The organism is Nocardioides sp. B129/18 (assembly GCF_055282735.1).
The window spans coordinates 27,932-47,411 of record NZ_JBUZJI010000006.1; the positions used below are offsets into that span (position 1 = coordinate 27,932).

Sequence of the window (19,480 nt, forward strand, 5' to 3'; positions counted from 1 at the left end):
ACGACGCCCCGGCCACCTGGCCGGGGCGTCGTCGCACGCACAGCAGATCCTCAGGCGCCGGCAGGCGTCGTCTTGCCCGTTCAGGGCAGGATGGGGCCATGGCACGCACGCGGTTCGCGGGTGATCCTGGCCTGACCGCCCGGATGACCCTGGTCATGTTCCTCCTCGGCGCGGCGTTCGTCGCGCTCATCGGCCTGGTGATGGGCATCCTGGCCTCGGCCGGCATGGGCGGTCTGGCCGTCGTCGCCGGCCTCGCCGGCCTCGGCATCGCCTGGTACCAGTGGTACTCCTCCGACACCGTCGCCATGAAGGCGATGCGCGCCCGCGAGGTCTCCCCGCAGCAGGCGCCGGAGCTGCACGCGATGATCGACCGCCTCTGCGCGATGGCCGACATGCCCAAGCCGCGCGTCGGCGTCGCCGACACGGCCGTGCCCAACGCCTTCGCCACCGGTCGCTCGCCCGAGCGCGCGGTCGTCGTGGTCACCACCGGCATCATGCAGACCCTGAACGCCGAGGAGCTCGAGGGCGTCCTGGCCCACGAGCTCTCCCACGTCGCCCACCGCGACGTCCTGGTCATGACGGCCGCCGCGTCGGCGGGCATCGTCGCCGGCATGCTGTCGCAGGGCGCGCAGTACGGCGCCTGGTTCGGCGGCGGCCGCAACCGCGACAACAACTCCGGCCTGCCCATCTGGCTGGCCGTCCTGCTGGTCAGCATGGTCACCTACGCCGTCAGCTTCCTGCTGCTGCGCCTGCTCAGCCGCTACCGCGAGCTCTCGGCCGACCGCGCCGGGGCGCAGCTGACGATGAAGCCCCAGGCCCTGGCCTCGGCGCTGCGCAAGATCAGCGGCGAGATGAACGTCGTCCCCGACAAGGACCTGCGCGCCTCGCAGCCGATGAACGCCTTCTTCATCGCCCCGGCGGTCAAGGGCGTCTCGCTCAACACCCTCACCTCCACCCATCCGAGCCTGCAGCAGCGGCTCGAGCAGCTCGCGCGCATCGAGGCCGAGCTCGGACGACGGGGCTGACGCGCCGATGGGCCTGTGGCAGACCCTGAGCGGACGCTCCAAGCCGAAGCAGGCCGACCTCTCGGCCCTCTTCGCCCTCCCGACCGCGGCGCTCGGCCTCGAGGCGGCGCTCGACCTGCGCCCCACCGGCGACGCCTCGGTCTGCTATCGCCTCGCGGCAGGACCGGCCTCGGCGCAGGCGCAGCAGGAGATCGTCGAGCTGCTGCGCGCCGACGCCAAGGCGCCCGACATCGTGGTGTCCACCGACGACTTCGGCTTCACCTGGCTGCTCATCGACGACCGGCCCGAGGCGCCGAACGACCTCACCGACCTCAGCACCGGTCTGCATGCGGTGAGCACCGGCATGGAGGCGGCCGGCTTCGGCCCGGGCCTGCTCTGCGCGCTGGTGCCCTTCGCCGACCCGGCCGGTCGGCGCGTCGCGCTGGTCTACCTCTACAAGCAGTCGACGTTCTACCCCTTCGCCCCGCGGCCGGGCGCCCGCGAGCGCGACGAGCTGCTCGAGATGCAGGTGCGCGACCTCCTCGTCGGCGAGCTGCCGATGGAGACCGACCTGTCGCGCTGGCTGGCCGTCTGGGGAGCACCCGGGCTCTGACCGTGACCATTCCGATCGATCCGTCCGGCTGATCGGCAGCCGTCCCCGCCGGACGGTAGGTTCGTCGCGAGCGCCCCGGCGTGGGGCGAGGGAGGAGCCGGCGGTGACCGCCACGGTGCACAGCGATCACGATCGCGAGCGCAGGGTCCAGATCGACCGCTACCGGGTGCTCGTCGAGCCCCCGCGGGCGGACCTGCAGGCCCTCGTCGAGGTGGCCGCCCATGTGGCCGACGTGCCGATGGCCACCATCAACCTCATCACCGAGACCCACCAGTACCAGGTGGCCGTCACGGGCTTCGAGGCCGCGGTGTGCACGCGCGAGGACTCCATGTGCAACGTCGCCATCGGCCAGATGGCGCCGATCATCGTCGCCGACGCCCGCCAGGACGACCGGTTCGCCGCGAACCCCTTCGTCACCGGCGAGATCGGCCGGGTGCGCTTCTACGCCAGCCACCAGCTGCGCACGCCCGACGGCGTCGTCATCGGCACGCTGTGCGTCTTCGACCTCGAGCCGCGCACCCTCACCGAGGAGCAGGCCGCCGACCTCGCGCGGCTCGCCGATCGCGTCGTCGACCTCCTCGAGCTCGAGCTGCGCACCCGCGAGCTCACCCGCACGGTCGCCGAGCTCGAGCGCGCCCAGGACGAGCTCGAGCGCTCGAACCTCCAGCTCGCGGCCTTCGCCGGCCAGGTCAGCCACGATCTGCGCAACCCGATGACGGGGCTGGACCTCTCGCTGTCGATGATGGCCGAGGAGGTCCAGGAGCTCGCGCCCGGCGAGGCGGCCGGCGACCTCCCCTTCCTCGTCACCCGTGCCCGCGGCAGCCTCGGGCGCATGCAGGGCATGGTCGACGACCTGCTCGCCTACGCCCGCGTCGGCGGTGCGCTCGACCTCGCCGAGGTCGACCTCGCGGCGCTGGTGGCCGACGTCCGGGCCGATCTCGCGGTGCAGCTCGAGGGCGCCACGGTCGACGTCGGGCGTCTCCCGGTGGTGCTCGGCGACGCCGGGCAGCTGCGGGCGGTCCTGCAGAACCTCCTCGCCAACGCGGCCGCCTACGTCCGCGCCGACGAGCCGGCGCGGATCGAGGTGCGGGCGGAGCGGATCGAGGACGCCTGGCGTCTCGAGGTCGCCGACCACGGCCTCGGCCTCGCGCCGGAGGACCGCGAGCGGGTCTTCGAGCCGCTGGTGCGGGTGCACAAGCACGTCGCCGGCACCGGGATCGGGCTGGCCACGGTCCGACGCATCCTCGACGCCCACGGCGGCGCCGTCGGCATCGAGGAGACTCCCGGCGGGGGCGCCACGGTGTGGCTCACCCTGCCCGACCAGCCGCCTCGCGGCTGACCGGACCCACGCCTCAGGCGGGCCCGACCGCCTTGCCGGGCAGCGAGAGCATCCGCTCGAGGGCCACGAGCGCCCAGCGCTCGGTCTCGGGGTCGACCTCGATGCGGTTGACGACCTCGCCGGCCACCAGCGACTCCAGCGCCCACACCAGGTGCGGCAGGTCGATGCGGTTCATCGTCGAGCAGAAGCACACGGTGCGGTCGAGGAAGCTGATCGACTTGTCCGGGTGAGCGGCCGCGAGCCGCTTCACCAGGTTCAGCTCGGTGCCGATCGCCCAGGCCGACCCGGCCGGGGCGGCCTCGATCGTCTTGATGATGAACTCGGTGGAGCCCACGAGGTCGGCCTTCGTGACGACCTCGTGGCGGCACTCGGGGTGCACCAGGATCTGGACGTCGGGGATGGTGGCGCGCAGCTCGTCGACGACCTCGGGGGAGAAGCGGCCGTGCACCGAGCAGTGGCCCTTCCACAGGATCATCTTCGCCTCGCGCAGCTGCTCGGCGGTGAGGCCGCCGTGGGGGCGGTGCGGGTTCCACACCACGCAATCGTCGAGGGAGAGGCCGAGCTCGAGCACGGCGGTGTTGCGGCCGAGGTGCTGGTCGGGCAGGAAGAGCACCTTGCCGCCGGCCTCGAGGTGGGCCTTCTGCTCGAAGGCCCAGGTCAGCGCGACCTCGGCGTTGCTGGAGGTGCACACGACGCCGCCGTGGCGTCCGCAGAACGCCTTGATGTCGGCGCTGGAGTTCATGTAGGTCACCGGCACGACGGCGTCGGCGACGCCCGCCTCGACGAGCGCGTCCCAGGCGTCCTCGACCTGGCCCAGCCGCGCCATGTCGGCCATCGAGCAGCCGGCGGCGAGGTCGGGGAGGATCACCTGCTGGTCCGGCCCGGTGAGGATGTCGGCGGACTCGGCCATGAAGTGCACGCCGCAGAACACGATGAACTCCGCGTCCGGGCGGGCCGCGGCGTCGCGGGCGAGCTTGAAGGAGTCGCCGGTGACGTCGGCGAACTCGATGACCTCGTCGCGCTGGTAGTGGTGCCCCAGGACGAAGACCCGCTCGCCCAGCGCGGCCTTGGCGGCGCGGGCGCGGGCGACGAGGTCGGGGTCGGAGGCCGGCGGCAGGTCGCCGGGGCACTCGACGCCCCGCTCGGCCTGCAGGTCGACGCCGCGGCCCAGCGGCAGCAGCGGGAGATCGACGGTGCTCATGGGCGGATCGTATTCCTCACCGTGGGTCGCTCCGGCACCGGCGCTCAGAGCAGGCTGCCATGCGGAACGTAGGAGAGGGGCGGACGCATTCCCCGCACGGCGAGGTAGCCGGTGACCTGGGGCTCGAGCCCGACCTCGAGGCCGAGCCGCAGCGCCCAGGTCTGCGAGCTCGCGACGTGCGCCACCAGCGGCCCGTCGGGACCCTCGGCCAGCACCGAGGTCAGCAGCTCCTCGGCCGTCGCCTCGTCGGTGGCGGCGAGCGTGGCCGTCGTCGCGCCGTCCACCAGCGCGTAGCCCCGGCCCAGACCGTCGTCGACGACGTGGAGCCGATGTCCGGCCGCGAGCATGAGGGCCAGCTCCGCCGGCCGGCGCGCCCCGCGCACCTGCGCGTCGACGGCGTCGAGGAGCGCGGGGTCGACCTCGCCGCCGACCCGCACCCGTGCGGCGGCGCCGAGCCGGTCGCGACGCAGGCGGCCGCCGAGCCGCATCATCGGCTCGAGGAGGAAGCCGCGCCGGTGGTAGGTGCGCAGGGCGCCGAGGTGGTCCGAGGAGCAGAGCATGGCGCGCCCGCCGGGGTCGGCGGCGTCGAGCAGGGCGGCCCCCACGCCGGACCCGTGACGATCGGGCTCGACGGCGAAGGTCGCCAGGCACCAGAGGTCCTCGCGCTGCAGGGAGGTGGCGAAGCCGACGACGGCACCGTCGTCCTCGGCCACGACGCAGCCCTGCGGATCGGTGCGCAGGAGGTGCTCGCTGCGCTGCCGCCACCACCCGGGCGGTCCCGACGGCGTCGGCGATCCGGCGGGCAGCGGCCCGCCGCCGGCCAGCCCGGCGAAGGCGCGGGCGCGCACGCCCTCGGCGGCGTCGAGGTCGGACGGCGTCATCGGTCGGATCCGCACCCGCGCGACGCTAGCCCGCGCACTACGGTGGCCGCATGCGGGTTCTCGTCGCACCGGACAAGTTCGCCGGCACCCTGACCGCCGTCGAGGCCGCGGAGGCCATCGCGGCCGGCTGGCGCCGTCACGCGCCCGACGACGAGCTCGATCTCGCCCCGCTCTCCGACGGCGGCCCCGGCTTCGTCGACGTCCTGCACGAGGCGCGCGGGGGAGACCTGCTGGCCGTCACGGTCAGCGGACCCCACGGCCGTGCCGTCCCGGCGACCGTGCTGCGGGTGGGCGAGGACGCCTTCGTCGAGAGCGCCCAGGCCTGCGGCCTGCACCTCACCGGAGCGCAGGGCGCTCGCACGGCCTCGACCCGTGGCGTCGGCGAGCTGCTGGCCGCCGCCGCGGCCTCCGGCGCCCGGCGCATCGTCGTCGGGCTCGGCGGCTCGGGCACCAACGACGGCGGCGCGGGCCTGCTCGCGGCCCTCGGGGCCACCGCCGAGGTCCCCCTCGACGCCGGGCCGGACGCCCTCGACGGCGTCGCCGACGTCGAGCTGATCGCCGCCAGCGACGTCGACATCCCGCTCACCGGGCTCTTCGGGGCCACCAAGACCTTCGGCCCGCAGAAGGGTCTCGCCGAGGAGGAGCTCCTGCTCGTCGACGGCCTCCTCGAGCAGTGGGCCGCGGCCACCGACCGCCGCGTCGCCCTCGAGAAGGGCGCCGGCGCCGCCGGCGGCCTCGGGCACGCCCTGCTGCTCCTCGGCGCGCGGCGCGAGCCCGGCATCGCCTGGGTCACCGAGGCGGTCGGCCTCGCCGAGCGCGCGCGGGCCGCCGACCTCGTGGTCACCGGCGAGGGCGCCTTCGACTTCTCCAGCCGCGCCGGCAAGGTCCCCTACGGCGTCGCCGCGCTCGCCGAGGAGGCGATCCGCCCCTGCATCGCCCTAGCCGGACGCGTCCTCGTGGGCGCCCGCGAGATGCGGGCGCTGGGCATGGAGTCGGCCTACGCGATGGTCGACCTGGTGGGCGAGGAGCGCTCCCTGCAGGACCCGGCGGGCTCGCTCGAGGCGCTGGCGGAGCGGGTCGCGCGGTCCTGGTCGCGTTGAGGTCGCACCCGGCGTGAGGACGCCCACTCGGGGAATAGCGCGTCCTGACCTAGCATTGGACCTGACGTCACCCGCCATCTCATCCTTGGGGAGCACCGCATGACCGAGCAGGTCGAGACCACCACCGAGCGTCGCAGCGACAGCATCAACATCAGCCCCGTCGCCGCCGCCAAGGTGAAGAGCCTGCTGGAGCAGGAGGGTCGCGACGACCTCCAGCTGCGGATCTCCGTGCAGCCCGGCGGCTGCTCGGGTCTGCGCTACCAGCTGTTCTTCGACGAGCGCACGCTCGACGGCGACGTCGTCACCGACTTCGACGGCGTGGCCGTCGTCGTCGACCGCATGAGCGTCCCCTACCTCAACGGCGCGCTCATCGACTTCGTCGACTCCATCGAGAAGCAGGGCTTCACGATCGACAACCCGAACGCCACGGGCTCCTGCGCCTGCGGCGACTCGTTCCACTGAGTCCTGCCTGAGCCCTGTGTGAGCCCCGAGCGGGCTCGTCGCCCGGCCCCCGACGTCCTCGACGTCGGGGGCCTGCGTCGTCTCCGGGCCGGGTCCGCGCTCAGCGGGTCCGGACGCACCGACGCCCCCGCGCGAGGCGCGGGGGCGTCGGAGTGAGGACCCGGGCGTACCGGGGGGTCGGTGCCGAGGCGGGTGGACGCGGCCTTCAGTCCAGGTGGAGCTCGAGGGCGTCGGCGATGCGCTTGGCGGCGTCGCTGATGCGGATCTCGGGCTTGCGGACCTCCCGCGGGAAGTCGTCGTAGAGCAGCGAGGGGGCCGTCGTGGAGACGGCCGGCAGGGTGCGGACCACGGCCTCGCAGTCGGCGCGCAGGTCGCCGGGAGCGAGGAGGTCCTCGTAGGCCAGACGGGGCTCGTGGGCGGTCATGACCTCGACGCTAGGCGCTACCGACAGGTAGGCCCACAGGTACCCGTCGGTAGTGTTCCGGCTAGTGTTCTGCGACGTGTCCGACACCACCACGCCCACGGGTCCGCTGCTCATCGCGGGGTCCATCGCCACCGACCACCTGATGACCTTCCCGGGTCGCTTCGAGGACTCGCTGGTGGTCGAGCAGCTGCACAAGCTCTCGCTGTCCTTCCTCGTCGACGAGCTCGAGATCCGTCGCGGCGGGGTCGCGCCGAACATGTGCTTCGGCCTGGCCCGCCTGGGCCTGAGCCCGATCCTGGTCGGCGCGGTCGGCGAGGACTTCGGCGAGTACCGCTCCTGGCTGGAGCGCCACGGCGTGGTCTGCGACCACGTGCGGGTCTCGGAGTCCAAGCACACCGCCCGCTTCGTGTGCACCACCGACTCCACCATGGCCCAGTTCGGCTCGTTCTACGCCGGAGCCATGAGCGAGGCGCGCCTCATCGAGCTGGCCCCGATCGTGGCCCGCGTCGGCGACCCGGCCTTCGTGCTCATCGGCGCCGACGACCCCGAGGGCATGCTGCGGCACACCGAGGAGTGCCGTCAGCGGGGCTACCGGTTCATCGCCGACCCCAGCCAGCAGCTGGCCTTCAGCGAGGGCGATCTCATCCGTCCGCTCGTCGACGGCGCGGCCATCCTGTTCTCCAACGAGTACGAGTCGCACCTGATCGAGCAGAAGACCGGCTGGTCGGCCGACGAGGTGCTCGAGCGCGTGGGCGTGCAGGTCACCACCCTCGGCGCCGCGGGCGTGCGCATCCGCCGTCGTGGCGAGGACGACATCGTCCTCCCCGCCGCCAGCGGCGTCACCGCCGTGGAGCCCACCGGCGTCGGGGACGCCTTCCGTGCCGGCTTCCTCGCCGCGACCACCTGGGGCCTCGGGCTCGAGCGCGCCGCGCAGGTGGGCTGCGTCCTGGCCGCCTACGTCGTCGAGACGGTCGGCACCCAGGAGTACTCCTTCACCGCCGCCGACTTCGTCGAGCGCGTGCGCATCTCCTACGGCGACGCCGCCGCCGACGAGGTCGCGCCCCACCTCTCCTGAGCGAGCGGCCCGGGTCGGCTCACACGAGCCGGCGCACCCAGTAGCGCGCCACGCCGTCGTCGGCGAGGTCCTCGCCGAGGTAGGTCTGGCCCTTCATCCGGCACCAGGCGGGCACGTCGTGGCGGGCCGCGACGTCGTCGGCCACCACCGCGACGATCCCGCCGACGGCGACCTCGCCGTGTCGCTGCCCGAGCCGGATGATCGGGAGCGGGCAGGCCTGGCCCCGGCAGTCGAGCTCGAGGTCGGGCCGCAGGCCGGGGTCGGAGGGAAGCGGGCTCACGGCCGCAGTCCCGCGACGACGTCGGGGAGCACCGCGCAGAACGCCTCCACCTGCTCGGCGGTGGTCTCCCGAGTCAGCGAGACCCGCACGTTGCCGTGCGTGAGCGCGCCCATCGCGGCCAGCACGTGGCTGGGCTCGAGGGTCGAGGCGGTGCACGCCGATCCGCTGGCCACGCCGAAGCCGCGCCGGTCCAGCTCGGTGACGATGGCCTCGCCGTCGACGTAGAGGCAGGAGAAGGTCACCAGGTGGGGGAGCCGGTCGTCGGGGTCGCCGACGACGTCGACGTCCTCGATCGCGCCCGCGGCCGCCCGCACCCGGTCGATGAGCGCGCGCTGGCGGCGGTCGGTCTCGGCCCGCTCGGCCACGACCGCCTGCAGCGCCGCCGCGGCCGCGAGCGCGGCCGGGACGTTCTCGAACCCCGAGGCGCGCTCGTCGGAGCGGTCGTCGCGGGGGAACGGCGCCCGCCAGCGGGCGCCGGAGCGCACCAGCAGCAGCCCGACGCCGGCCGGACCGCCCCACTTGTGCGCGGACGCCGCCGCGACGTCCCAGCCCGACGGCAGGGCGACGCGCCCCGCGGCCGCACAGGCGTCGACGAACAGCGGCACGCCGTCGAGGCGCTCGGCGATCGCGGCGATCGGCTGGATCGTGCCGACCTCGTGGTTGGCGGCCTGGACCGCGACCACCGCGGTGTCGGGAGCGAGCGCGGCGGCGACGTCGTCGGGGGAGACCCGGCCGAGGCGGTCGACGCCGACGCTCGCGTGCTCGCCGCCGGCCCACTCGAGCGCGTGCAGCACCGCCGAGTGCTCGACGGCGGAGTGCACCGCCCGCGTGCCGACCCGGGCGCGCCCGCGGAGCAGGCCCAGCAGGCCGCGATGGACGGCGTCGGTGCCCGAGGCGACGAAGGTGACCTCGTCGCGGCGCACGCCGAGCGCCTCCGCGGTCGCCTCCCGCGCGTTGTCCAGCAGCAGCCTGGCCGCCCGCGCCGGACCGTGCAGGCGACGCGGGTCGGCGTACCCGCGGTCGTAGGCGGCGAGGAGCACCTCGCGGGCGGTCGGATGCAGCGGCTCGGACGACGCGGCGTCGAGGTCGACGGGGGTGAGGGACGCGGGGCCGGTCCCCCGGGGATCGGACGTGGCTGACCGCACACCGGAACGGTAGCGCCCCCATGCCGTGACCCCCTCCAGGGTCCGGTACTGTGGAAACACCTAAGTACGCCTGAGAGGAAGGCTCAAACGTTGAGTCTGCAGCTCCCCCGGCGCACGGCCGGTCGCTCGCGTGCCCTGCGCACGCTGGCCCTGACCGTGACGCTCGCCGGCATCATGATGCTGGCCGGTTGTTCGTCCGAGACCTCGGGCGAGTGGAAGCGTCTGGCCATGCCGGACCCGGTCACGAAGCAGGGCGAGTCGACCCTCGACCTGTGGCGTGGCGCCTGGATCGCCGCGATGGTCACGGGCGTGATCGTCTGGGGCCTCATCGCGTGGGTCGTCGTCCGCTATCGCCGCCGCAGCGACGACGAGATCCCGGTGCAGACCCGCTACAACCTGCCGCTGGAGATCTTCTACACGATCGCCCCGGTGATGATGGTGATCGTGTTCTTCGCGCACACCGTGCGGGTCCAGGACATCGTCCTCGACGAGAGCAAGAAGCCCGACCAGATCGTCCAGGTCGTCGGTCAGCAGTGGAGCTGGACGTTCAACTACCCGCTCCCGGACGGCCGCTTCGCCTACGAGGCGGGCACGGCGTCCTACATCCCGACGCTGGTCCTGCCCAACGACGAGACCACGCGCTTCCAGCTGACGTCGCCCGACGTCATCCACGACTTCGGCGTCCCCGGCTTCCTCATCAAGATGGACGTCATCCCGGGCCGCACGAACTCCTTCCAGGTCACCCCGCAGCGCACCGGCACGTTCGCCGGCAAGTGCTATGAGCTGTGCGGCGTGTACCACTCGCGGATGCTCTTCAAGGTGAAGGTCGTCTCGCCCGCCGAATACGACGCCTACCTCGAGCAGCGCGTCAAGAACGGCTACGTGTCCGACCAGCCTCTGCTGGGCGGCTCCGACGCCACCACCCAGGCCGGTCTCAAGAGCGAGGGAGAGAGCGAGTGACCGCCGTCGCCAACCCGCCCACCACCGTGATCGGGCGCAAGCCGCTCGGCACGCAGCTGGTGCGCATCATGACCACCACCGATCACAAGCTGATCGGCAAGCTGTACCTCGGCACGTCCTTCGCCTGGTTCCTCATCGCCGGCGTGATGGCGCTGCTCATCCGCTCCGAGCTGGCCTACCCGGGCCAGCAGATCGTGAACGACGAGCTGTACAACCAGCTGTTCACGATGCACGGCACGATCATGCTGCTGCTGTTCGCGACGCCGCTGTTCTTCGGCTTCGCCAACGTGATCATGCCGCTGCAGATCGGCTCGCCCGACGTCGCGTTCCCGCGCCTGAACATGTTCAGCTACTGGCTGTTCCTGTTCGGAGGGCTGATCGCGGCCTCCGGCTTCCTCACGCCCCAGGGCGCGGCCGACTTCGGCTGGTTCGCCTACACCCCGCTCTCCGACGCCGTCCGCAGCCCGGGCGTCGGCGGCGACCTGTGGATCATGGGCCTGTGGATGGCCGGTCTCGGGTCGATCCTCGGTGCGGTCAACTTCATCACCACGATCATCTGCATGCGCGCCCCGGGCATGACCATGTTCCGGATGTCGCTGTTCACCTGGAACACCCTCATCACCAGCCTGCTGGTGCTGATCGCGTTCCCGGTGCTCGCCGGCGCGCTGCTGTCCCTCGAGGCCGACCGCATCTTCGGCGCCCACGTCTTCGACGCCGCCCACGGCGGCCCGATCCTGTGGCAGCACCTCTTCTGGTTCTTCGGTCACCCCGAGGTCTACATCATCGCGCTGCCGTTCTTCGGCATCGTCACCGAGATCTTGCCCGTGTTCAGTCGCAAGCCGATCTTCGGGTACGTCGGCTTGGTCGGCGCCACGCTCGGAATCGCCGTGCTGTCGGTCGCCGTGTGGGCCCACCACATGTTCGTCACCGGCGCGGTCAACCTGCCGTTCTTCTCCGGCATGACCTTCCTGATCGCCGTACCGACCGGGGTGAAGTTCTTCAACTGGATCGGCACCATGTGGGGCGGATCCATCTCGATGGACACCCCGATGCTGTGGTCCATCGGCTTCCTCACGACCTTCCTCTTCGGAGGTCTCACGGGCATCATCCTGGCCAGCCCGCCGCTGGACTTCCACGTCTCCGACTCCTACTTCGTCGTGGCGCACTTCCACTACACAGTGTTCGGCACCGTGGTGTTCGCGATGTTCGCCGGCTTCTACTTCTGGTGGCCCAAGCTCACCGGGCGGATGCTCGACGAGCGCCTGGGCAAGCTGCACTTCTGGCTGCTCTTCGTCGGCTTCCACACCACCTTCCTCGTGCAGCACTGGCTCGGCGTCGAGGGCATGCCGCGTCGCTACGCCGACTACCTGCCCGACGACGGCTTCACCTTCCTCAACCAGGTCTCCACGGTCGGGGCGTTCCTGCTGTCGCTGTCGATGCTGCCGTTCATGTACAACGTCTACGTCTCGCGTCGCAACCCGCTCGTCGAGACCGATGACCCCTGGGGCTGGGGCCGCTCGCTGGAGTGGGCCACCTCCTGCCCGCCGCCGCGGCACAACTTCCACACCATCCCGCGCATCCGCTCGGAGTCGCCGGCCTTCGACCTCCACCACCCGGAGATCGCGGCCCTCGACCTCGAGGAGAACGGTGACGGCAGCGGTGCGGACGCGCCCGACATGCAGGGCCGTGCCGAGCATCTCGAGGACGTCATGGGCGACGACACCACCGGAGGCGAGAAGCGATGAAGGCCGAGACCTGGATCTTCGCGGTCTGCACCGTCTTCCTGGTGCTGGTGACCCCTGCCTACTGGCTGGTCACCTCCTCCTCCGAGCACGGGGGCGACTGGACCGGCACGAGCGCGCTCACGATGACCACGCTCCTCACCGCGATGGTCACGCTGTACCTGGGCTTTCAGGCGCGGCGCATGGACCCTCGTCCCGAGGACCGCAAGGACGCCGAGATCGCGGACGGCGCCGGCGAGCTGGGGTTCTTCCCGCCGTACTCCTGGTGGCCGCTGTGGGCCGCGCTGACCCTCGGCCTGATCGTGTTCTCGGTCGCCATGCAGGCCTGGTGGCTGGCCATCATCGGCGGCGTCGTCGGTGCCGTGGCCGTGTGCGGCCTGGTCTTCGAGTACTACCGGGGCGAGTTCGCCCACTGATCCATCCGAGCCGGTGACGGCTCACTCGGCGATTCCGCGTACCACGCCGGTACGCGGAATCGCTGCGTTCTGGACGCGTCCTTTACTCTGAGGGCAGTCTCATCCGCGCTCAGGCGCAACGAATCCCGGGCCGGGTGCGTCCTACGAGGTGCCTCACCCGCCCACACACCAGCTCCTTGGAGTCATGCGATGTCCAGCCTCCCGACCCGCCCCGTCCGTGCGGCCACGATCCTGGCCGCGGCCCTGCTGCCGCTCGGCCTGCTCGCCGGCTGCAACGCCGGCTCCGGATCGAGCTCCTCCGCAGACGGCCCGCAGGCCGGCGGCGCCTCGACGACCGGTGCGTCCGCGCCGACGTCCGCTGCGGTCGTGAGCTTCAACGTCAACCGCGGCGCCACCACGGTGCCGGTCGACACGACGCTGACCGCCTCCATCGCCGACGGCACGTTCACCGACGTCTCCGTGCGCACCGCCGCGGGCGCGGTCAAGGGCGCCCTCTCCGGCGACAAGACCACCTGGACGGCCGGCCAGCTGCTCGAGCCCGGCACCTCCTACCGCGTGCAGGCCTCGGGCACCGACGCCGACGGCGTCGCGGTGTCCAAGACGATGTCCTTCCGCACCCAGACGCTGGACCGCAAGACCCAGGAGGTCTTCCCGTCCTTCGTGCCGCTCGACGGCCAGACCGTCGGCGTCGGCATGCCGGTCATCGTGAAGTTCGACCTGCCCGTCACCGACAAGGCGTCGGTGGAGAAGCACCTGAAGGTCACCTCCGTTCCGGCCCAGGCCGGCTCGTGGAGCTGGATCAGCCCGTCCGAGGTGCACTGGCGTCCGCGCACGTACTGGAAGGCCGGCACCAAGGTCCACGTCGCGGCCGACATCAACTCGGTCCCGACCGGCGGGGGCCGTTACGGCCAGATGGATCGCGCGATCGACTTCACCGTCGGTGACGCGCACATCTACAAGGTCAACGCCCAGACCCACCAGATGCAGGTCTTCAGCAACGGCAAGCTCCTGCGCACGATCCCGATCACCACGGGCAAGCCGGGCTTCATCACCCGCTCCGGCACGAAGGTGATCATCGAGAAGTTCGCCAGCAAGCGGATGAACTCCGAGACCGTCGGCATCGGCGGCTCCGAGGCCTACGACCTCGACAACGTCCAGTGGGCGATGCGCCTGACCTACTCCGGCGAGTTCATCCACGCCGCGCCGTGGTCGGTGGGCCAGCAGGGCTACGCCAACGTCAGCCACGGCTGCACCGGCATGAGCACGGCGAACGCCAAGTGGCTCTACGACCTCTCGCGTCCCGGCGACGTCGTGGTCACCACCGGCACCGACCGTCAGATGACCGCCGACAACGGCTACGGCGACTGGAACGTGCCGTTCAGCACCTACTCCCAGGGGTCCGCTCTGGCCTGAGAGGTCCACAGGAGCCTCTGAGAGGCTCTCAGGTGCCCCCGAGTCCCCACAGTGGACTCGGGGGCGTTCTGCGTCGTGTGCGAGCCTCTACGGGTGCCTGACGCCCAGTACGAGCCGTTCGCCCTGGCCTTCGACCGCCATGCCGAGAGCAGCAGCCACAACGCCCTCTACGACCGTCCGACGATGCTCGCGCTGCTCGGCGACGTCGCGGGGCGCCAGGTGCTCGACCTCGGCTGCGGGCCGGGCCTCTACGCCGAGGAGCTCGTGCGTCGGGGCGCCGCGGTCCATGGCCTCGACGCGAGCCCCACGCTCATCGCGCGAGCCCGCGCTCGGGTCCCGAGTGCCCGCTTCGACGTGGCGGACCTCGAGGCGCCGCTGGGGCAGGTGGCCGAGGCGTGGGCCGACGTGGTCCTCGCCGCTCTCGTGATCCACCACGTGGAGCGGCGTGCCGCCCTGCTGCAGAAGATCCGGCGGGTGCTGCGCCCCGGCGGAGCGCTGCTGGTCTCCACGACCCACCCCACGTGGGACTGGCAGCACGTGCGGGGCGGCTACGTCGATCGTGGCTGGGTCGAGGAGACCTGGCAGCAGGACTGGCGGATGCGGTACTGGCGCCAGCCGCTGTCGGACTGGTGCGGCGAGCTCACGGACGCGGGCTTCCTCATCGAGCGGCTCGTGGAGCATCGGGCGTCCCCGGAGATGGCCGAGCGCGACCCGGCCACTCATGCGCGCCTGAGCGTGCAGCCGGGATTCGTCGGTCTGCGGCTGCTGCGTCCGTGAGGCTCCCGCGCACGGACCGCCTCGGAGCCTGACGCCCCCGCCCAGCATGCGGGGCGGGCGCGAGGCGTGGGGGAGGGGCTCCAAGAACGACGAAGGGGGTCGGCTCCCGAAGGAGCCGACCCCCTGGTCGTGCACGACTGCGTCAGTGCTTGGCGCTCTCGCTGCTCTCCAGAGCGGCGTGATCGTCGTGGCCCTCGAGCTCGTGCTCGAAGTGGTGCTTGGCCTCCTCGATCTCCTCGGTCGTCGGCTTCTGCACGTTGTCGGCGAACCAGAGGGCGGAGAGGCGACCACGCAGGGCGTCCAGGCGACCGACCCGGGCCGGCACGCCGTTCTCGTCGAGCTTGGTCTCGGGCACGTACACCTCGTCGCGGTCGCGCGCGGTGAGCATGTAGGCCTTGGCCTCCGAGATCGGGGCGTGACGCTCGCTGTAGCCGCCCTCGGCCGACCGCATGATGATGCCGGTCTCGTAGCCGTGGAGCAGCTTCTGCTCGTCGTGACGCTGCAGCGAGATGCACCAGCGGCGCGTGATCACGAACGCCAGGGCGGGACCGACGAAGACGGCCACGCGCATGAAGTAGGTGATCGCGTTGATGCTCAGGTGCAGCTTGATGGCGATGATGTCGTTGCCGCCGGCAGCCCACATGAGGCCGTAGAAGGTCATCAGCGAGACCATCACGGCGGTGCGGGTCGGGGCGTTGCGCGGACGCTCCAGCAGGTGGTGCTCACGCTTGTCGCCGGTGATCCAGGACTCCAGGAACGGCAGCATCATCAGGATCGTGAACATCAGGCCGGGCAGCACGATGATCGGCAGGAAGACGTTCCAGGCGATCGTGTGACCGAACAGGTGCGACTCGATGCCGGGCATGATGCGCAGCGCGCCGTCGGGCCAGCCCATGTACCAGTCGGGCTGGGAGCCCGCGGTGACCTTGGTCGGGTCGTAGGGCCCGAACTTCCACACCGGGTTGATGGTCAGCAGACCACCCATGACGGCGGTGACGCCGAAGACGATGAAGAAGAAGCCACCGGCCTTGGCGGCGTACACCGGCAGCATCGGGTAGCCGACGACGTTCTGCTCGGTGCGGCCGGGACCAGGCCACTGGGTGTGCTTGTGGTACACGAGCAGCAGCATGTGCGCCGCGATCAGCGCCAGCAGCAGGCCCGGGATGAGCAGCACGTGGATGATGAACAGGCGCGGGATGATCGAGTCACCGGGGAACTCGCCGCCGAAGAGGAAGAACGACAGGTACGTGCCGACGACCGGGATCGACTTCATGAAGCCGTCCGCGGCACGGATGCCGGTGCCGGAGAGCAGGTCGTCGGGCAGGGAGTAGCCGGTGAAGCCCTCGAGCGTGCCCAGGAGCAGCAGCAGGGAGCCGATGACCCAGTTGAGCTCGCGCGGCTTGCGGAACGCGCCCGTGAAGTAGACGCGCAGCAGGTGCACCATCATCGAGGCCACGAACAGCATCGCGGCCCAGTGGTGCATCTGGCGCATCAGCAGGCCGCCGCGCACGTCGAAGGAGATGTGCAGCGTCGAGGCCAGCGCCTCCGACATGGGGATGCCGCGCAGCGGGTCGTAGGAGCCCTGGTAGAACACCTCGCCCATGCTGGGCTTGTACCAGAGGGTCAGGAACACGCCGGAGAGCAGCAGGACCACGAAGCTCCACAGGGCGATCTCGCCCAGCATGAAGGACCAGTGGTCCGGAAACACCTTCCGGAGGTTCTTCTTCATCGCAGTGCCGAGTCCGAGACGCTCGTCGGCCCAGGTGGCCACAGCGCCTGCGCGGCTCGGCTTCGTGGCGGTAGCCGCGGAGGAGCGGTTGCTCTCCGCGACCTTGCTGGTGTCGATGCTCATAGGTCAGCCTCGCCTTGGTCGCCGATGTTCTTGCTGTCACGTTCCCAGAAGCTCGGGCCCACGGGCTCGAGGAAGTCGCTCTGGGCGATCAGATATCCCTCACCGTCGACTGCCAGCGGCAGCTGGGGCAAGGGGCGTGCAGCAGGCCCGAAGACCACCCGGGCGGAGTCGGCCAGATCGAAGGTCGACTGGTGGCAGGGGCACAGCACATGGTGGGTCGTTCGCTCGTAGAGCGAGATGGGGCACCCGACGTGGGTGCAGATCTTGGAGTAGGCGACGATGCCGTCGACGTCCCAGTTCTCCCGGCCCTTGCCGGGCTTGAGCTCGTCGGGCTCGATGCGGACGAGGATGATCGCGCCCTTGGCCTTGGCCTGCTGGAGCGGGACGCCCTCGATCTCGGGGTAGCCGTTCTCCTCGTTGGGGAACAGCGCCTCGGGAGCACCGTTGATGAGATCGCCGATCTCGGGGTCCGAGGCGAGGATCGGCGTGCCGACCACGTCCCGGACCAGGCGCATGTCCTTCTTCCACACGGTGCTCTTGAGCTTGTCGCCCGGCAGCGGGCCGAGGTCGCGCAGGAGCACCACGGCGGGCGCGCCGAGGAGGCCGACCGCGCCGAGGAGTGAGTTGCGGATGAGGGGGCGTCGGGCGATGCCCGACTCCTCGAGGCCGGCCTGCAGCGCGGCGACGGTGGCCTCGCGGTCCTCCTCGGAGGAGGCCGCGGGGTGGCGCATCTCGACCATCTCGTGGTCGGCCATGAGCTTGCGGGCCCACTGGATGACGCCGGCGCCGATGAACAGCAGCGCGCCGCCGAAGGTCAGGCCGAGGGCGACGTTGGAGGTGCCCAGACCCAGGTTGGAGTCCCAGTTGTTGCCCACCTTGAAGGTGAAGTAGGACACCAGGAACAGCAGCGTGCACACGGCCGAGAGGCCGAACAGGGTCGCGACCTGACGCTCGGCGCGCTTGGCGGCGTGCTCGTCGACGTCGGTGGGACGCCACTGGTGCTCAGGGAGACCAGGGTCCTTGATGGGCTCGCTCTCAGGAAGCTCGGGCAGGTTGTCGCTCATGCCTCGACCTCTTCCTTCTTCTTCGACGAACGGGTGCTGTGGGCCGCGATCCAGATCGCGAATCCGACCAGACCGCCGATGCCGACGACCCAGGCGAACAGGCCCTCCGCCACGGGGCCGAGACCACCGAGGCTGAATCCACCGTACGTCGGGGTGTCACGCATGGAGGTGATGTAGGCGATGACGTCGCGCTTCTCCGAGGGGGAGAGGTTGCCGTTGCTGAAGGACGGCATGTTCTGCGGGCCGGTCAGCAGGGCCTCGTAGATGTAGCGCGGCTCGACGCTGTGCAGGTTGACGGCGTAGCCGCCGCGCGGCATCGCGCCGCCGGCACCGTCGAAGTTGTGGCACGCGGTGCAGTTGGTGAGGAAGATCTGGCCGCCGCGGACGATGGCCTGCTTGCGCTCCTCCTCGGTCAGACCGTCGGTGCTGTAGTCCTTGGCGTTCGGCACCGCGGGGCCGGGGCCGAGCGAGGCCACGTAGGCGGCCATCGCGTCGATCTCGTCCTGGGTGTAGACGACCTTCTTGCGCGGGGCCTGGGCACCCGGCCGGGCCATCGGCATGCGGCCGGTGCCGACCTGGAAGTCGACGGCGGCGGCGCCGACGCCGACCAGCGACGGGCCGAGCTGCTTGCCGTCGACGGTGGAGATGCCCTGGCCGTTCTGGCCGTGGCAGAAGGAGCAGCCGACGAGGAAGAGCTTGCGGCCCTCCTCGACCTTCATCGCCTGCGTGTCGGACTTCGCGGCCTGCGCCGGGGAGAAGGTCTGGTAGAGACCACCGGTGAGGCCGAGTCCGAGCAGCAGGAGCAGCAGCCCGGCGACCGGGCCACGGCGATACCGCGACACTCGGCCGGCGGAGCGGTTCAGGAGACGCACGATGCTTCTTGTCCTCGATCCTTGAAGGGTCGGCGGGCGACGAGGGGGATTACTTGACGAGATAGATCGTGGCGAAGAGCCCGATCCACACGACGTCGACGAAGTGCCAGTAGTAGGAGACCACGATGGCGCTGACGGCCTGCTCGTGGGTGAACCGGCGGGCGAGGTAGGTGCGGCCCAGGACCAGCAGGAACGCGATGAGGCCGCCGGTCACGTGGATGCCGTGGAAGCCGGTGGTCAGGTAGAACATCGTGCCGTAGGCGGAGTCCTGGATGGTGATGCCCTCGTGGACCAGCTCGGTGTACTCCACCGCCTGGCCGCCGATGAAGATCGCGCCCATGACGTACGTGAGGATGAACCACTCACGCAGGCCCCAGCCCTTGATGTGGAAGATCGAGCCGGAGCGCCCGACCTGACCGCGCTCGGCGGCGAACACGCCGAGCTGGCAGGTGAGGGAGGAGAGCACCAGGATCGTGGTGTTGGCCGAGGCGAACGGCACGTTCAGCGACTCGGTGTTCTGCGCCCACAGCTCCGGGCTGACCGAGCGGATCGTGAAGTACGCGGCGAAGAGGGCCGCGAAGAACATGAGCTCGCTGGAGAGCCAGATGATCGTTCCGACGCTGACCATGCTGGGCCGGTCGTGATGCCCGTGCAGACGGGATGCAGGGATGGTTGCCGTGGTCGCCACAGACCCATTATGGCCGACCATCTCGCGCATGCGAGCCGGGGTCCCCGCTGTCTCATGCGAGGGATGTGTCACGTCGGGGGTTCCGGAGTCGTGTCGGAGTGCCGTCGGAGTCCCGTCCGAGCGCCGTCCGAGTCCCGTTCCCGCCGGTGGCGGGCGTCTCCGGGGCGCTCGG

20 protein-coding genes are annotated in these 19,480 nt (G+C 71.1%); 11 read left to right on the plus strand and 9 right to left on the minus strand.

Annotated elements, in window-relative coordinates:
* Positions 1 to 98: 98 nt before the first annotated feature.
* From htpX to ACZDWJ_RS06100, 3 genes are all read left to right on the plus strand, one after another.
* Positions 99 to 1,025, plus strand: coding sequence for a zinc metalloprotease HtpX (gene htpX / locus ACZDWJ_RS06090; RefSeq protein WP_463520039.1), 927 nt, complete (start codon positions 99 to 101; stop codon positions 1,023 to 1,025).
* A gap of 7 nt (positions 1,026 to 1,032) precedes the next feature.
* Complete coding sequence (gene pspAB, locus ACZDWJ_RS06095; RefSeq protein ID WP_463520040.1) at positions 1,033 to 1,617, plus strand: PspA-associated protein PspAB; 585 nt, start codon at positions 1,033 to 1,035, stop codon at positions 1,615 to 1,617.
* 103 nt (positions 1,618 to 1,720) lie between these two features.
* On the plus strand, positions 1,721 to 2,956 hold the full coding sequence (locus ACZDWJ_RS06100) for a sensor histidine kinase (RefSeq protein ID WP_463520041.1): 1,236 nt from the start codon (positions 1,721 to 1,723) through the stop codon (positions 2,954 to 2,956).
* A gap of 13 nt (positions 2,957 to 2,969) precedes the next feature.
* On the opposite strand, the gene nadA is transcribed toward ACZDWJ_RS06100, so the two are convergent.
* Positions 2,970 to 4,157, minus strand: a complete 1,188-nt coding sequence (nadA, locus tag ACZDWJ_RS06105) for a quinolinate synthase NadA (protein WP_463520042.1) — start codon at positions 4,155 to 4,157, stop codon at positions 2,970 to 2,972.
* A gap of 44 nt (positions 4,158 to 4,201) precedes the next feature.
* Positions 4,202 to 5,053 carry a GNAT family N-acetyltransferase gene (locus ACZDWJ_RS06110; protein ID WP_463520043.1) on the minus strand — a complete coding sequence of 284 codons (852 nt, stop codon included), beginning with the start codon at positions 5,051 to 5,053 and terminating at the stop codon, positions 4,202 to 4,204.
* Positions 5,054 to 5,088: 35 nt separating this feature from the next.
* On the opposite strand from ACZDWJ_RS06110, the gene ACZDWJ_RS06115 reads away from it, so the two are divergent.
* Entirely contained in the window at positions 5,089 to 6,138 is a 1,050-nt protein-coding gene (locus ACZDWJ_RS06115; RefSeq protein WP_463520044.1) for a glycerate kinase family protein, read from the plus strand.
* 99 nt (positions 6,139 to 6,237) lie between these two features.
* Positions 6,238 to 6,600 carry an iron-sulfur cluster insertion protein ErpA gene (erpA, locus tag ACZDWJ_RS06120; RefSeq protein ID WP_463520045.1) on the plus strand — a complete coding sequence of 121 codons (363 nt, stop codon included), beginning with the start codon at positions 6,238 to 6,240 and terminating at the stop codon, positions 6,598 to 6,600.
* A gap of 205 nt (positions 6,601 to 6,805) precedes the next feature.
* On the opposite strand, the gene ACZDWJ_RS06125 is transcribed toward erpA, so the two are convergent.
* A complete protein-coding gene (locus ACZDWJ_RS06125; protein ID WP_463520046.1) occupies positions 6,806 to 7,024 on the minus strand; it encodes a hypothetical protein in 219 nt (72 codons plus the stop codon).
* Positions 7,025 to 7,166: 142 nt separating this feature from the next.
* Between ACZDWJ_RS06125 and ACZDWJ_RS06130 the strand changes: the two genes are divergently transcribed.
* Complete coding sequence (locus tag ACZDWJ_RS06130; RefSeq protein WP_463520189.1) at positions 7,167 to 8,099, plus strand: carbohydrate kinase family protein; 933 nt, start codon at positions 7,167 to 7,169, stop codon at positions 8,097 to 8,099.
* A gap of 19 nt (positions 8,100 to 8,118) precedes the next feature.
* Here the strand turns inward: ACZDWJ_RS06130 and ACZDWJ_RS06135 are convergent, their stop codons facing one another.
* Complete coding sequence (locus ACZDWJ_RS06135; protein WP_463520047.1) at positions 8,119 to 8,379, minus strand: sulfurtransferase TusA family protein; 261 nt, start codon at positions 8,377 to 8,379, stop codon at positions 8,119 to 8,121.
* A complete protein-coding gene (locus ACZDWJ_RS06140) occupies positions 8,376 to 9,524 on the minus strand; it encodes a cysteine desulfurase family protein (protein ID WP_463520048.1) in 1,149 nt (382 codons plus the stop codon). The genes ACZDWJ_RS06135 and ACZDWJ_RS06140 overlap by 4 nt, the downstream gene beginning before the upstream one ends.
* Before the next feature lie 90 nt (positions 9,525 to 9,614).
* Between ACZDWJ_RS06140 and ctaC the strand changes: the two genes are divergently transcribed.
* From ctaC to ACZDWJ_RS06165, 5 genes are all read left to right on the plus strand, one after another.
* Positions 9,615 to 10,484, plus strand: a complete 870-nt coding sequence (gene ctaC / locus ACZDWJ_RS06145; protein WP_463520049.1) for an aa3-type cytochrome oxidase subunit II — start codon at positions 9,615 to 9,617, stop codon at positions 10,482 to 10,484.
* The gene (gene ctaD / locus ACZDWJ_RS06150; protein WP_463520050.1) at positions 10,481 to 12,229 is read left to right on the plus strand and encodes an aa3-type cytochrome oxidase subunit I; all 1,749 of its coding nucleotides are present in this window, start codon (positions 10,481 to 10,483) and stop codon (positions 12,227 to 12,229) included. Before ctaC ends, ctaD begins: the two co-directional genes overlap by 4 nt.
* Positions 12,226 to 12,642 (plus strand): cytochrome c oxidase subunit 4, encoded by a 417-nt coding sequence (locus tag ACZDWJ_RS06155; protein WP_463520051.1) that lies wholly within the window; start codon positions 12,226 to 12,228, stop codon positions 12,640 to 12,642. The genes ctaD and ACZDWJ_RS06155 overlap by 4 nt, the downstream gene beginning before the upstream one ends.
* A gap of 189 nt (positions 12,643 to 12,831) precedes the next feature.
* Positions 12,832 to 14,055: a L,D-transpeptidase gene (locus tag ACZDWJ_RS06160; RefSeq protein ID WP_463520052.1), complete on the plus strand. Its 1,224-nt coding sequence runs from the start codon at positions 12,832 to 12,834 to the stop codon at positions 14,053 to 14,055.
* Between the two features lie 93 nt (positions 14,056 to 14,148).
* Positions 14,149 to 14,832 carry a class I SAM-dependent methyltransferase gene (locus ACZDWJ_RS06165; protein ID WP_463520053.1) on the plus strand — a complete coding sequence of 228 codons (684 nt, stop codon included), beginning with the start codon at positions 14,149 to 14,151 and terminating at the stop codon, positions 14,830 to 14,832.
* Between the two features lie 142 nt (positions 14,833 to 14,974).
* On the opposite strand, the gene qcrB is transcribed toward ACZDWJ_RS06165, so the two are convergent.
* From qcrB to ctaE, 4 genes are read right to left on the minus strand one after another with little or no spacing between them, the layout of a single operon-like run.
* Positions 14,975 to 16,684 (minus strand): cytochrome bc1 complex cytochrome b subunit, encoded by a 1,710-nt coding sequence (qcrB, locus tag ACZDWJ_RS06170; protein ID WP_463520054.1) that lies wholly within the window; start codon positions 16,682 to 16,684, stop codon positions 14,975 to 14,977.
* Positions 16,681 to 17,748: a cytochrome bc1 complex Rieske iron-sulfur subunit gene (gene qcrA, locus ACZDWJ_RS06175; RefSeq protein WP_463520055.1), complete on the minus strand. Its 1,068-nt coding sequence runs from the start codon at positions 17,746 to 17,748 to the stop codon at positions 16,681 to 16,683. The genes qcrB and qcrA overlap by 4 nt, the downstream gene beginning before the upstream one ends.
* Positions 17,745 to 18,620, minus strand: a complete 876-nt coding sequence (qcrC, locus tag ACZDWJ_RS06180) for a cytochrome bc1 complex diheme cytochrome c subunit (RefSeq protein WP_463520056.1) — start codon at positions 18,618 to 18,620, stop codon at positions 17,745 to 17,747. Before qcrC ends, qcrA begins: the two co-directional genes overlap by 4 nt.
* A gap of 49 nt (positions 18,621 to 18,669) precedes the next feature.
* Positions 18,670 to 19,338: an aa3-type cytochrome oxidase subunit III gene (ctaE, locus tag ACZDWJ_RS06185; protein ID WP_463520057.1), complete on the minus strand. Its 669-nt coding sequence runs from the start codon at positions 19,336 to 19,338 to the stop codon at positions 18,670 to 18,672.
* Between the last annotated feature and the right edge of the window lie 142 nt (positions 19,339 to 19,480).

Excerpts from the sequence above, each read along its gene's own strand:
- htpX (WP_463520039.1), top strand. The coding sequence starts at position 99 with ATGGCACGCACGCGGTTCGCGGGTGATCCTGGCCTGACCGCCCGGATG.
- pspAB (WP_463520040.1), top strand. The coding sequence starts at position 1,033 with ATGGGCCTGTGGCAGACCCTGAGCGGACGCTCCAAGCCGAAGCAGGCC.
- nadA (WP_463520042.1), bottom strand. The coding sequence starts at position 4,157 with ATGAGCACCGTCGATCTCCCGCTGCTGCCGCTGGGCCGCGGCGTCGAC.
- ACZDWJ_RS06115 (WP_463520044.1), top strand. The coding sequence starts at position 5,089 with ATGCGGGTTCTCGTCGCACCGGACAAGTTCGCCGGCACCCTGACCGCC.
- erpA (WP_463520045.1), top strand. The coding sequence starts at position 6,238 with ATGACCGAGCAGGTCGAGACCACCACCGAGCGTCGCAGCGACAGCATC.
- ACZDWJ_RS06125 (WP_463520046.1), bottom strand. The coding sequence starts at position 7,024 with ATGACCGCCCACGAGCCCCGTCTGGCCTACGAGGACCTCCTCGCTCCC.
- ACZDWJ_RS06130 (WP_463520189.1), top strand. The coding sequence starts at position 7,167 with ATGACCTTCCCGGGTCGCTTCGAGGACTCGCTGGTGGTCGAGCAGCTG.
- ACZDWJ_RS06155 (WP_463520051.1), top strand. The coding sequence starts at position 12,226 with ATGAAGGCCGAGACCTGGATCTTCGCGGTCTGCACCGTCTTCCTGGTG.
- ACZDWJ_RS06160 (WP_463520052.1), top strand. The coding sequence starts at position 12,832 with ATGTCCAGCCTCCCGACCCGCCCCGTCCGTGCGGCCACGATCCTGGCC.
- qcrB (WP_463520054.1), bottom strand. The coding sequence starts at position 16,684 with ATGAGCATCGACACCAGCAAGGTCGCGGAGAGCAACCGCTCCTCCGCG.
- qcrA (WP_463520055.1), bottom strand. The coding sequence starts at position 17,748 with ATGAGCGACAACCTGCCCGAGCTTCCTGAGAGCGAGCCCATCAAGGAC.
- ctaE (WP_463520057.1), bottom strand. The coding sequence starts at position 19,338 with ATGCGCGAGATGGTCGGCCATAATGGGTCTGTGGCGACCACGGCAACC.